The sequence below is a fragment of the Clostridium sp. B9 genome, from assembly GCF_050509515.1.
GTDB lineage: Bacteria > Bacillota > Clostridia > Clostridiales > Clostridiaceae > Sarcina.
The window spans coordinates 452,571-466,664 of sequence record NZ_JBNWKA010000003.1 but is presented as its reverse complement, the minus strand read 5'-3'; the positions used below and the strand labels follow the sequence as shown (position 1 = coordinate 466,664).

The following is a 14,094-nucleotide window of genomic DNA, read 5'->3' as shown; positions in this document are numbered from 1 at the left end:
TGATTTTATATTTTTAAAGTAACTCATTATTCACTCTCCTTTCCCTTTATATTTATTATATACGAAAATACATTTTTTTCATTTAATTCTTTATAAATACAATTTCTTTCTTAATAAATTGATTCTTACTTTAAAAATTAAATAACTTTAATTAAACTCAAAATTTTTAAATATTTTGTAAACAAATCTTTCTGATTAGAGGTATACTTATTATTAAAATGTGATATTATTAATATGAACCTTGTCCATAATAAATTTAATCTTTTTCACATAGTAAAATAAATCTGTAAATGGATTTCTTTTACTATATGAAAACCTTAAATTTGGACAGGCTTAAAAATCAAATTTTTATAGAAAGAAGGATTTTTTATGCCTAAATTATTAATTCCTGCTATTATATTTATAACATTAGCACTTATCTTCTATACTATAGGTGTTTGGAGTGAACATAGAGCAGGTATCTTAAAGAAAAAACATGTAATAATATTTTGGTGTGGTTTAGTATGTGATACTCTTGGAACTTATACAATGAGCAGAATAGTAGCTTCAGGAACTGATCATGCTATTTCATCTACTGATTTATTAATCCATCAATCAACTGGTATGCTTGCTATTATTTTAATGCTTATACATGCTGTATGGGCAACTATTGTACTAAACAAAGGTAGCGAAAAAGCTAAGGCTATATTCCACAAATTTAGTTTAGTAGTTTGGTTTATCTGGTTAATTCCTTACTTCGTTGGAATGTACATAGGAATGACATCATAAAAAGTTAAAGAGTCTGAATTATTTCAGACTCTTTAACTTTTTATTCACAAACCTTACCTGGATTCAAAACATTATTAGGATCAAAAGCTAGTTTTATCCCCTTCATAATATCCATAGTAGCTTTATTTAGAGACTCATTTAAATATTGTCTTTTTGCTAGCCCTATACCATGTTCTCCTGAAACCTGTCCACAAAGTTCTCTTTGTTTTCTGTATAGTATTTCCATAGCTTCATTTAATTTAAGTTTCCATTCTTCTTCATTTAATTCATCTCTTAATATATAAATGTGTAGGTTCCCATCGCCAGCATGTCCAAAACTTCTTATTCTAACATTTAGTTTTTTCTCTACTTCATGAGTAAATTTTACAAACTCAGCAACCTTATTTCTTGGTACAACAACGTCTACCTCATCCATTTCACTTGTAGATGCTTTTATAGCTTCTAGGAAAGCTCCTCTAGCTGACCATATAGATTCTTGTCTCTCTTCTGTATCTGATATAAATACATCTAAAGCTCCTTCTTTTAAACATATATCAGCTACTTTTTCATAATATCCCTCAACCTCTTCTTTAGAGTTTCCATCAAAACTTAAAATTAAATAAGCATCAGCTGAGCTATCTGGAAACTTCTTACCTAAGAATTCCTCTGCTGATATTATTACTTCTCTTTGCATGAACTCTATAGCTGTTGGAATATTCTTTGATTTTATAATTTTAGGAACTGTTTCTATTGCACTATCTAAATCTTTAAATGGGACCAAAAGACTTATTACCTTCTTAGGGAGTGGTAATAGTTTTAATACAATCTTAGTTATTATTCCTAATGTTCCTTCTGAGCCAACCATTAAATCTTTCAAACTATATCCTGAACTATTTTTAACCACTTTTCCACCAAGTTCTAAGACTTCACCGGTTGGTAAAACTACCTCCATACCTCTTACATAATCTCTTGTTACTCCATACTTAACAGCCCTCATTCCACCTGCATTTGTACTAACATTACCACCTATAGTAGCTGTTTTTTCTCCTGGATCTGGAGGATAGAAAAAGTCATGTTCCTCAACAAACTTAGCTATTTCCATAAGTAAAACTCCTGGTTCCACTGTAAGAGTTAAGTTATCCTCATCTAATTCTAAAATCTTATTCATTCCACTTAAATCTAATAAAATCCCTCCAAATATAGGAACTGCTGCTCCTACAAGCCCTGTACCTGCTCCTCTTACTGTTACAGGAATTTTATTTTCATTAGCATACTTCATTATTACTACTATCTCATCTCTATCCATAACTTTAACCACAATATCTGGCATATGCTTCTCAGAGCCTAGCTCATCATGTGAGTAATCTTCATTTATGTCAGATCCTAAAAAAACTCTCTCTTCATCATTTATAACTTTTTTAATATAATCAATTCCTTCATTACTTAATTTGTTGTATTCCATATTAAAGCACCCCTTCCCCTTTTATCTTTTCAATAAGTTTAGGTACAACCTCATAAATGTCTCCAACTATTCCATAGTGAGCTACTTTAAATATTGGAGCCTTTTCATCTTTGTTTATAGAAAATATATAGTCTGAGTTATTCATTCCTGCCACAAATTGAATTGCCCCAGATACTCCACAAGTAATAATAAGCTTTGGTCTTACTGTTCTTCCACTTAATCCAACTTGTTTATTAGCATCTACCCAACCTGCCTCAATTAAAGGTCTTGTAGTTGCTAGTTCTCCGCCTAATAAATCGGCTAGCTCCTTAATCATAGCAAGATCTTTTTCTGCTTTTACTCCTCTTCCAGCTACTACTATAACTTCAGCATCAGAAATACTATGCTCTTTAGCCTTCTCTTTAATTTCTTTAACATCTATATTTGACTTTAATTTTTCTTCATCTATTTCAAAATATTTTATTTCTCCTGTACATTCTTCATTTCTCTCAGGTGCAGACATAACCTTATATCTAACAGTAGCCATCTGAGGTCTTGAATTTGGTGTTACTATTTGAGCCATTATATTTCCACCAAAAGCTGGTCTTATTTGTACTAAATCTGTATTTTCTTTTATATCTAAAATAGTACAATCTGCTGTAAGTCCTGTTCTACATCTAGCTGCCACCCTAGGAGCTAATGATCTACCTAAAGTTGTTGCTCCAACCAATATTGAACAAGGTTTTATTCTACTTATAAAGTCATAAAAAACAGCTGTATATGGCTCTATCCTAAAGTTCTCAAGTTCTTTATAATCATAAACAATAACTTCATCTACTCCATAGTGCAAAAGTTCTCCAGCCTTGTCTTTTATTCCCTTACCCATGAATAAGCAATAAACCTTTTGTCCAACTTTATCTGCTAACTCTCTAGCTTTTCCTATAAGTTCTAAGGTTACTGGATGAATTTCTCCATTAACATGATCAACATATACTGCTATACCACTCCATTCATCCTTATTAACTAAAACCTTATCCTCATCCTCTATAAACTCAAAAGCTCCCTTTGGTCCTTTTCTAACACAAACTTTACACATTCTACAGCTTGCATTTATCTCTACCTTTCCATCAACTATTTCCATAGCTCCAAGAGGACATATCTTTATTACACTATTTATATCATCTATTTTATCTTGATGAACAATTAATCTTCCCATAACTCTTACCCCCTAAATGAATTTAAGCTCTCTTAATTTATCTTCCATCTTTTCACTAAGCTCTACTGAATCACCTGTCCAAATTTCATGCTTGTCATTATTACTTGGTGGGAATATTCTTTCAACCTGAGTTGGTGAGCCATTTAACCCATATTTCTTCTCATCTTTATCTTCAAAATCACTTAAAGATATAACATTTATTTCCCTCTCCTCTGTTGCTACTTTCTTTTTATAAGATGGCAATCTAGGTTGAAAAATATCTTTATCAACAGTTAAAAGACAAGGATACTTAACTTCTAAAACTTCTATTGTATTTGGCATATCCATTTCTACCTTTATAAAATCTTCATTTATATCCAATATACTTCTGACATTAGCTACATGAGGAATACCAAGGTATTCAGCCATTTCAGGGCCTACCTGTGCAGTATCTCCATCTGTAGTTTGTTTTCCACAAAGTATAATATCAAACTCTCCACATTTTCTAACACCTTGTGATAATGTATAAGAAGTAGCTAAAACATCTGCACCAGCAAACTTTCTATCTGAAACCAGTGTTCCTTCATCAGCTCCCATAGAATAAGCTTCTTTAATTACAGCCTTAGCTTGTGGAGGCCCCATACTTATTACCTTTATTTCTCCCCCCTTCTTCTCTTTTATTCTTAAAGCAGTTTCTAAAGCATATAGGTCATAAGGGTTCATCTTTGAATCAACCCCATCCCTTTTTAAAACTCCTGTTTTTTCATCAACCTCAACCTTTGAAGTTCCCGGAACTTGTTTAATACAAACCATCATTCTCATAAAAATCACTCCACTCTTTAACTCTATTTAAAAATTTTTCTATATTTTAAACCAGTGTTAATTTTTAGATACCTCTATAAATCAATACCAATTTAAAACACAGTTAATATTTATAACGTTTTCACAAAATCTAGTTGCTCATAAAATTACTAAACTTCCTATATAACTTATTAAACCTAGTACTGTTACATAGAAAATACATACCTTTAATGTTGAATTTAGTATTTTTCCTTCTTTTCCAGCAAGCCCTGTAGCAGCTGTGGCTACTGCTATACTCTGTGGTGATATCATCTTACCTGCTGTGGCTCCACATGTGTTGGCAGCTGTTAACCATGCTGGATTTATTCCCAATGAATTTGCTGCTTCCGCTTGCAATGAACCAAATAATACATTAGCTGAGGTATCACTTCCTGTTACAAAGGTTCCTAAAGCTCCTATGAATGGTGCTATAAATGCATAGAATCCTCCAGTTACTGCTACCAGTACCGTAGCTATTGATTCAACCATTCCGCTATACCCCATAACCTTTGCTAAGGCTATTATTGAAAGAATGGTTATTGATGATTTGCTCATCTGTTTCAATGTGCTTATTAATATCCCACTCATTTCTCTAAAGGAAGCTTTTTGTATAAATCCTCCAATAAAAGCTGCTATTAATATTAAGACTCCAGGTGTGGTTATCCAAACAAAAGTATATGGTTTAGCTCCTATCCCTGTGTAAATATGTAAGGAAGTTTTTATTGCTGAAAGCTTATTATACAGTGCAGGAAATAATGGACTTATTCCAATTATTATTACTAGTATTAATATAAATGGTGAAAATGCTATTAAAGCTTTCTTAAAATCAATTTTTTCTTCATCTTTCACATCTTCATTTTTCTTATAAAATTTTTTAGCAATAAATATTGTAACTAATAAAGAAACTATTGATCCTAGAACTGCTGGAAGTTCTGGACCTAAAAACTTTGCTACTAATACTTGTACAATTCCAAAAGAAAGCCCTGATGCTAATGTTATTCCAAACACACCTTTAATTCCCTTTATACTTCTTTCAGTTAAAGCTACTAAAACAAATGGAATAAACACTACGAAGAGGAATAGTTGAATAACAACATAATAGCTTAATGGTTCTATGGGTACTCCTGACACATTAGATAAGGTTATTACAGGAAGTCCAATAGCTCCGAAGGCTGTAGGTGTCGTATTAGCTACTAAGCATATAATCGCTGCAAATAGAGGATTAAATCCTAAGGCTGCCATTATACCAACAGGTATTGCTACAGCTGTTCCAAAGCCAGCTACTGCCTCTAAAAATCCTCCAAACCCCCATGCCAATATAAGAACTAAAATTCTTTTATCATCACTAACTCCTGTTAGTAAGGTTTTTATGGTTTCCATAGCCTTTGTATGAACTACTAAATTATAAGTAAATACTGCTGCTATAATAACAAGCATTATAGGCCAAATCCCTAGAACTACGCCTTCTAAGGCAGCCGTCATAGAGTCCATAACCGACATCTTCCAAAAGAAAATCGAAAGTATTATGGTAATAGCTAATCCTATGGGACATATTTTATGACCTGGGATTTTAAGAGCTCCAAGTCCTATAATAAGAACTACTATAGGTATAAGAGCAATGAAAAACATAATATAATTGTTCATTTTCTCACCCCTCATAATAATATTATGATGCCCTATATTGGTAATACCAATTTAAGAATATAAATTAATTTATCTTTAAAGTAAAATACAATAAAATCTATAAAGATTACCAAGTGACATCTACTCTCTTCATAAATTTTATTGTATAAAACTTTAATACCAAACTCACATTTAATACTCTAATTTAACCTTATACCACTGAAAACGTTTAGTCAAATTTCCCATTTCATCATATATAAGTAAAAAAGGGCATTACGCCCCTTTTCTAAAATTAAATTAAATTTATTCTAAATATTTTCCTTTAATAATTCGAAATGCTCCTGCATAGCCTTATAAGCCTTATATCCATCTCTTTCTTTTATGGCTAAATAAATTTTTTCATGGTATTCAAATAATTTTTCTTTACCATTATTATGACTTAAAATAGCTCTTCTTCCTTCACTTATAAATTTATCTACTAACTCTGAAACACCCTCTAGTAGATTTGTAATAAGAACGTTATTTGCACCCTTAACAATAATACTGTGGAACTCGCTATCTATTATAGAACTTTCTTCTTCACTAGTTGAATATTTAAATCTTTCTATTAATTCTCCTAAATTTTCTAAATCATTCTCTGATATTCTCATTACTGATAAAAATATTGTTGATAACTCTAGAACCTCTCTTAATTCAAGTATGTCTTTGTTAGTTCCATTTTGAAGCATAAATACTATTGAAAGTGGCTCCAATAAAACATTATCAAATTCTTCCCTTATATAATTTCCAGCTCCCTGTCTACTTTCTATTAGACCAACAACCTCAAGTGCTCTCATTGCTTCTCTTATAGAAGTTCGACTAACCTGCAATTCTTCTGCCATTACTCTCTCTGTAGGAAGCTTATCCCCTTTTTTTATCTGTCCTACCCTAACCATTTCCTTTATCTGATCTACAACCTGTTCATAGACCTTTGTATTTTTCACTGGTTTAAACATTCAAACTAACAGTCCTTTCTAAATAAAACCTTCTAGCTTTTCCGATCTTCTATATGCTTTCTCTGTTATCTCTTTAGGATATCCTATATAACTTAACAGTTTTATTGCATTTCTAGTTCTAGAAACTCCTTTTTTAAGCTTATAGTCAAAGCTTAATCCATCTTTGTTATTAACACTTTCACTAAAGTAATAGAATTCATAGCTATCTTTTAATATATCAACTAGCTCTCTATCATGAGTAGCCACTATTGATATAGTATTTTTCTTATTTATATATTCTAAAATCTCTGCTGATGAGGATATTCTCTCAATAGGATTGGTGCCTCTAAATATTTCATCTATTGCACAGAATACAGGTAATTTCTTATCTAAAGCTTTAATTATTCTTAATATAGATTCAGCTTCTGCCATATAAAAACTTTTACCACTACTCAAGTCATCATTTGGACTTATTGAAGTTACAATATTAAAAATTGGTGCCTCATATTTATCTGCTAATACAAAATCAAAGCATTGAGCAAATAGCATATTAACTCCTAACATTCTCAAAAATGTAGATTTACCTGACATATTGGTTCCTGTAAGTACAATTCCTCTTTTTCTCATATCTATTGAGTTTGCAACAGGCTTTTGTATAATTGGATGTATTCCATTTTTAACTTTTAAAGTAGTTTCTTTTATAAACTTAGGAGTACTTATTTTATCTTTGTATTGAGTTTCATAGCTTCCTATAGATATTAACGCCTCAATTTCACCTAAATCTCTATAAAGACTTAAAAACGACTCTTTATTTTTCTCTATTGAATCAGCTATTTTATAATAAGCAGTTTCCTCTAAAAGGAATATTACTGAAACGAACTCAAATACTCCACCCCACATATTTATAAATGAAATAACTTTTGTATTTCTATCAATAGATTTCAAAGCTTCTAAGTTTGATTCTATTCTTTTTCTGTATTCATCTAAGCCTTTATCTTTTATCGTCATAAGCTTTTTAGAAGTTTTTATAACTCTTCTTAAATAAATTAAACCATTAGCCTTAATACGATCTCTCTCTTTGCTATTTATGTATAAATTAACAAATAATAAAAGCATAACTCCAAGCATAGCGCTAACATTATAAAATATAGCTGTTAGTATACATATTAAAGGTAGTACCTTTCCTATAATTGTGTACGCATAATACTTTGTCTTATTAGATTCTATTAATTTCTCATTTACCATGTTTAATAAGGTGTTTTTCTTATCTGTTCCTAAATCATAAAATTCTCCTAATATTCTAGTTCTTACATCTGGATTTTCCTTATAATATTCTATAACCCTACTTCTTTCTTTTAACTGTTCTTCATTATTTAATGGATTCCTTAGCATTGAATAAAGCCCTGCTTCCCCAACACTACTATAAGTTCTATCAATTTTTTCATAAACCTTATCTAAGTCTAGGTCATGCCAAGTCTGATCATCTATATGATACTCGCTTTTTTCACTCATATCATATAGGGTTCTTATATTTTTAAAATTCCTTTTTTTATCTAAGTCTTTTGCATAGTCATATTTTATTGATTTTAGTAAGCTGCTTCTATCCATTTCATTACTCCTTACTTTAATTCTCACTTGTAAAACAAACAAGTTTTCTAAATTTTAGATAAAATTCATGTTTTAATTATATAGTTTTTTATACTAAAATGGAAATTAATCTAATTAAACAACTAAATCTATTTAAAATAATTCGCTGATTTAAATAAAGCCTTCTAATTTTTCAGACCTATTGTAAGCTTTATTTACTATCTCCTTTGGGTAACCTATATAGTCTAGAAGTTTTATAGCATTTCTAGTCTTAGAAACTCCTCTTTTAAGCTTATAATCAAAACTTAATCCTTCTTTGCTATCTACTCTTTCACTAAAATAATAGAATTCATAGTTATTCTTTACTATATCAACTAATTCTCTATCATGTGTAGCAACTATTGATATAGTGTTTCCCTTATTTATATAATCTAAAATCTCTGCCGAAGATGATATTCTCTCAACAGGATTTGTTCCTCTAAATATTTCATCTATTGCACAAAATACTGGTAACTTCTTATCCAAAGCCTTAATAACTCTCAATATTGCTTCAGCTTCTGCCATGTAGAAGCTCTTTCCACTACTTAAGTCATCATTAGGACTTATTGAGGTTACTATATTAAAAATAGGCGCTTCATATTTATCGGCTAATACAAAGTTAAAACACTGAGCAAAAAGCATATTAACACCTATCATTCTTAGAAAAGTAGATTTACCTGACATATTTGTTCCTGTAAGTACAATACCTCTCTTATTCATATCTATTGAGTTTGCTACAGGTTTCTCTATGATTGGATGTATTCCATTTTTAACTCTTAGGGTAGTCTCTTTTATAAATATTGGAGTACTTATTTTACTTTTGCATTGAGTTTCATAACTTCCCATAGATATTAAGGCTTCAATTTCTCCTAAATCTCTATAAAGATTTAAAAACGACTCTTTATTCTTCTCTATTGAATCAGCAATTTTATAGTAAGCTGTTTCCTCCAATAAAAACAAAACTGAAATAAACTCAAATACTCCTCCCCACATATTTGTAAAGGCAATTATTCTTGTGTTCCTATCAATAGATTTCAAATTTTCCAAGCTTAATTTTATACTTTTTTTATATGGTTCCAACCCTTCATCTCTTATTAAAAGCAATTTCCTAGAAGCCTTAATGATTTTTCTTAAATAAATAAGCCCATTAGCTTTAATTCGTTCTCTTTCTATATTGTTTATATACATATTAAAAAATGTTAAAAACATAAATACTAGCATTGCTCTAACATCAACAAATATAGCTAAAAATATGAGTATTAAAGGTATTATCTTACCTAAAATTGTATATAAAAAATATTTTTTCTTGTTAGATTCTATTAACTTCTCATCTACCATATCTAACAGGCTATTCTTCTTATCCATTCCTAAATCAAAGAAAATCCCCAATATTTTTGTTCTTATTTTCTCATTTTCTTTGTAGTGTTCTATTATTTTTGTTCTTTCTTTTAGCTTTTTTTCATCATTCAATGGATTTCTAAGCATGGAATAAAGTCCTGCTTCTCCAACACTACTGTAAGTTCTATCTACCTTTTCATAAACCTTATCTAAATCTAAATCGTGCCAAGTTTGATCATCTATATGGTATTCCCCTTTTTCACTCATATCATATAGCTTTCTTATGTTATTGAACTTTCTCTTTTTATCCATTTCTTCTGCATAATCATATCTGATTAATCTCAATGTTCTAAGCCTAGGAAAAAATTGCTCTTTAACCCAGACCCATAATGTTTTATCATTTTTATAAACCATTTTCCCTACTCCCTATTTACATAAATATTTATTGTATTTAATTATATATCGTTTTCCTTCATATGGAAATTAATTTCAACAAAAAAATAGTTATATCAGACGATATATTAAATCAAGCTGATATAACTATTTAAAATATTAAGCTCTATTTTAAACCGTTGTTAATTCTTAAATGTAGCTAATATAACATCTTTACGAAACTAAATTAGGTATGAATATATAGATAGAACCCAATACGAGCTTAAAACCTAGTATTAAAAAGTATAAAGTTTAGAACCTTTAATCCTAATTCAAAAACTTCATTAACATCAATCTGTGAGAAATCATGTCCACTATTCTCTAATGTTAAGATCTGAACTTCATTCCCCTCTTCTTTACTCTTATTGTATAAGTCAAGCGAATTGCTATATGGAACTAACTTATCTTGGCGCCCATGAACTATTAGTGTCTTTGGTAAGTTAGGTTTAACATAGTTTATAGGACTATACTTATCCATATATCCACTTATACTTTCTTCCCCGTTTAATTGACTTTCAGTTCTTTCTATAGACCTGTTTAAATCCCATGATGCACTACTCATATCTAATGTATCTAATTCTGTAGGTCCAAAGAAATCCACAACATATTTAACCTCTGATGGATACTTAGCTAGTTCTTTATCATCTACAAAGTCATCATTTCCACTATATGTAGCTAATAAAGATAAATGAGCTCCTGCTGATGCTCCTATTACGCCAATCTCATCTGTGTTAAATCCATAAGTATCTTTATTTTTATAAACCCACCTTATAGCATCTTTAACATCTGCGGTTTGCTTATAGAAGTCAACCTTGTCCCTTGCTAGTTCATATCCAACACTTATAACCGTATATCCTTCTTTTCTAAATGCATCTAAAAGAGGAGCTATAACCTCTGGAATTTCTTTATTTCCATAAACCCAACTTCCTCCATGTACATAAAGAATTACAGGTGAACCATTTTTCAATTTCTTCTCTGGTCCATATATATCTAAAGTCTGAGTTTTTCCATGAGTATCTTTATAAACTATATCCTTGTAATCCATATCCTTACTCATACTCATATTCTGTAATTCCTCTATAGTAGGTGGATTTTCTTTTAATGCCAAATATTCTTTTCCTATGTTTATATAAAAGCCTATCTGCGCTCTAAATGAATAGGCTACTACTCCTAATACAATTATTAAACTTAAAAATATTACCCCCAATACTTTTAAAAACTTTTTCATCCTACTCCCCCTCAAACACATATTTTAAGTGATCAAAATAGACCATATAAAAAATTACTCTTTATTAAGATAATATCAAACTTTTTTATACTATTATTTATAAAAAAGTTACGTTTTTTATTTTATCATTATAAAATACTATTTATACATAAAAATAGTGGGAGATATCAAAAATTTATCTAATATCTCCCACTACTAAAATCATTATTTTAACACTTTTAAATTTTATATTTACTTAACCGCCAAACTTTTGTTAAAATCAAACTTTTTTATATAAGTTTAAGCCTGTTTTCATAAGAATCTTATATAGAATAAAACTTACTACACTTAAAAGTATTATATCTACTAAAAAAATTATAATTATACTTTTAGTTACCATTAATCCTAAGTTTGCTAAACCAACAAGTAGACATGCAAACATTATTATTAACGGTTTAAAATTTTTACTATATAAGTTTTTTGTATCTACCCAATCTAATTTAGGTGAAGAATAATCTAAAAGAATACCTGCTAATGATATAAGAATTATAGTAACTATTTGTATCAATAAACTCATTATAATTACTGTTGGTGAAGCCTTTAGATATATTGTTAGAATAATACCTAAAATAAGAACTAATCCATTTATCATTAGGGATACAATGATTTTTGCATGAATCTGTGTTTTATAATCAACTGGAATATATTTTGACACAAATATTTCCTTACCCTCTCTACTTAGAGCCGTAGCTGCAGCTGCATTCCCACTTATAGTTAAAGCTGTTGCCAAAAATGTTACTCCTAATATTATAATATCCCTAAATTCTTGACTTTTATCACTTAACAGATCTCCTTTCAATAAGAAAACAAATAATAAAACAGGCATATAAATAAGCATTACAACACAATTTATAAAGTTACTTGGATCTCTAAAAATAGTTCTAAGTTCTTTTAATACAATAGCTTTTTTCTTAGAATTACTTACAATGACTTTATCACCATGTTTTTCAAATATATTTTCTCTTTCGCTATAAACACTTAAGTTTTTGCTGAGTATTTTATTGTACATTATTTTCCCTAACATATAAGCAATAATTAAAGCCATCACTGATACTATTATAAGTAAGCCTAAATTCATTAATCCAACGGAAGAATCACTATATAATAAAGCCTTAACACTAAAAGTATTAGTTATTAATGCCTTATTAGTCAATTCTACAAGGCCATTTTTTTCTGACATAGCTAATGTAACATTTTCTTGGCTAATTCCAGCTGAATTTAACAAGTAAATACCAGCCATAAAAACTATTCCAAGTGTTCCAAATATACCTTTAAATACATTTTGATACTTTGATATATTTATAAAACTCATCAAAACCATAATTATCAATATACAAAGTATTATTACTACTATTGGTGCAAATAAATATACAGGTATAGCCATTAAGAAATATGATAAACCACCATTTGAATTTAACCCAAATGATATCAATGGTAATATTGTTATCAATAAATAAACATACATATCTATTAAACATGTTATAAACTTACAGATCATAATTTCACTACTTGTAAAAGGTAGTGACATCATAGGTTCTATATCTTGTGAAAAGAAAAACGAATCTAATATATCGTATATACCTAATATTAATAAAGTTAGTGATCCTATTAAAAATATGAATGATAAAACATATCCTTCTTGTCCTATGGCTGCAAAAGTTGGATACATAGAATCTACTAATCCAGCTATTGGCATAGATATGGCTATGATAATAAATACATAAAAAAGCATAGCTAAATTTTTATTTTTTATTCCTGTTGAAGAGTTATTAAATGAATTTCCTACAAAATATTTTAATAGTAATCTAATTCTCTTCATTTCCTGTAATCTCCAAGAACATTTCTTCTAATGAATCATTACCTTTAAACTCTTCTCTTAACTCTTCTAATGTACCAACAAATATTAATTTTCCTTTTTTAATTATTCCGACTCTATCACAAACCTTTTCAGCAACTTCTAATACGTGAGTTGAAAATAAAACCGTATTCCCAGCATCAGCATGTTCTCTCATCATTTCTTTTAATAAATAAGACGATTTTGGATCTAATCCTGTAAGTGGCTCATCTAATATCCAAACCTTAGGATTATGAATCAAAACTCCCATTATTATAATCTTTTGTCTCATACCATGAGAATAACTTTGTATTTTATCTCCTAAAGCATTCTCCATTTCAAACCTTTTAGCTAAATCTTCTATTCTTGACTTCCTATCCTCTTGGCTAACCTCATACACGTCCCCCATGAAGTTAAGATATTCAATACCTTTGTATCTTAAAAACATATCTGGACTATCTGGAACATATCCAAACTGCATCTTAGCTTCTACAGGACTTTTGCTTATGTCTATGTTATTTATTGTTATCTCTCCTGAAGTTGGTTCTGCTATTCCAGTAATCATACTTATTGTAGTTGTTTTACCTGCTCCATTTGGTCCTAATATACCAAATATTTCTCCATCCTTAATCTCTAAATTCAAATTCTCCACAGCCTTTATTCCTGCTGTATATTCTTTATTTACATCTTTTAAACTAATCAAAACCTTACCCCCTAACGCTTTTTTAACATTATTTTAACATACCATTAATACATATTATAGTTTATATACCAATA

Annotated in this window: 11 protein-coding genes; 1 reads left to right on the top strand and 10 read right to left on the bottom strand. The window is 29.6% G+C overall.

The genetic code is table 11. The features are described 5' to 3' along the window. Positions 1 to 369: 369 nt before the first annotated feature. Positions 370 to 768 (top strand): HsmA family protein, encoded by a 399-nt coding sequence (locus ACQZHJ_RS02190; protein WP_430483908.1) that lies wholly within the window; start codon positions 370 to 372, stop codon positions 766 to 768. Positions 769 to 808: 40 nt separating this feature from the next. On the opposite strand, the gene ACQZHJ_RS02185 is transcribed toward ACQZHJ_RS02190, so the two are convergent. From ACQZHJ_RS02185 to ACQZHJ_RS02140, 10 genes are all read right to left on the bottom strand, one after another. After that, positions 809 to 2,209 carry an FAD-binding oxidoreductase gene (locus ACQZHJ_RS02185; RefSeq protein ID WP_430483907.1) on the bottom strand — a complete coding sequence of 467 codons (1,401 nt, stop codon included), beginning with the start codon at positions 2,207 to 2,209 and terminating at the stop codon, positions 809 to 811. A gap of 1 nt (position 2,210) precedes the next feature. Then, positions 2,211 to 3,404, bottom strand: coding sequence for an FAD-binding protein (locus ACQZHJ_RS02180; RefSeq protein ID WP_430483906.1), 1,194 nt, complete (start codon positions 3,402 to 3,404; stop codon positions 2,211 to 2,213). Between the two features lie 12 nt (positions 3,405 to 3,416). After that, the gene (locus ACQZHJ_RS02175; RefSeq protein ID WP_430483905.1) at positions 3,417 to 4,205 is read right to left on the bottom strand and encodes an electron transfer flavoprotein subunit beta/FixA family protein; all 789 of its coding nucleotides are present in this window, start codon (positions 4,203 to 4,205) and stop codon (positions 3,417 to 3,419) included. A 138-nt stretch (positions 4,206 to 4,343) separates the two neighbouring features. After that, on the bottom strand, positions 4,344 to 5,867 hold the full coding sequence (locus ACQZHJ_RS02170) for an L-lactate permease (protein WP_430483904.1): 1,524 nt from the start codon (positions 5,865 to 5,867) through the stop codon (positions 4,344 to 4,346). Between the two features lie 287 nt (positions 5,868 to 6,154). Further along, the gene (locus ACQZHJ_RS02165) at positions 6,155 to 6,841 is read right to left on the bottom strand and encodes a FadR/GntR family transcriptional regulator (RefSeq protein ID WP_430483903.1); all 687 of its coding nucleotides are present in this window, start codon (positions 6,839 to 6,841) and stop codon (positions 6,155 to 6,157) included. 18 nt (positions 6,842 to 6,859) lie between these two features. Further along, the gene (locus ACQZHJ_RS02160) at positions 6,860 to 8,428 is read right to left on the bottom strand and encodes a MutS-related protein (protein WP_430483902.1); all 1,569 of its coding nucleotides are present in this window, start codon (positions 8,426 to 8,428) and stop codon (positions 6,860 to 6,862) included. Positions 8,429 to 8,578: 150 nt separating this feature from the next. Continuing rightward, the gene (locus ACQZHJ_RS02155) at positions 8,579 to 10,096 is read right to left on the bottom strand and encodes a MutS-related protein (RefSeq protein WP_430486851.1); all 1,518 of its coding nucleotides are present in this window, start codon (positions 10,094 to 10,096) and stop codon (positions 8,579 to 8,581) included. A gap of 343 nt (positions 10,097 to 10,439) precedes the next feature. After that, positions 10,440 to 11,444, bottom strand: coding sequence for an alpha/beta hydrolase fold domain-containing protein (locus ACQZHJ_RS02150; protein WP_430483901.1), 1,005 nt, complete (start codon positions 11,442 to 11,444; stop codon positions 10,440 to 10,442). Between the two features lie 259 nt (positions 11,445 to 11,703). Beyond that, entirely contained in the window at positions 11,704 to 13,302 is a 1,599-nt protein-coding gene (locus tag ACQZHJ_RS02145; protein ID WP_430483900.1) for a putative ABC transporter permease subunit, read from the bottom strand. Further along, positions 13,289 to 14,020, bottom strand: coding sequence for an ABC transporter ATP-binding protein (locus tag ACQZHJ_RS02140; RefSeq protein ID WP_430483899.1), 732 nt, complete (start codon positions 14,018 to 14,020; stop codon positions 13,289 to 13,291). The genes ACQZHJ_RS02145 and ACQZHJ_RS02140 overlap by 14 nt, the downstream gene beginning before the upstream one ends. Positions 14,021 to 14,094: the final 74 nt, after the last annotated feature.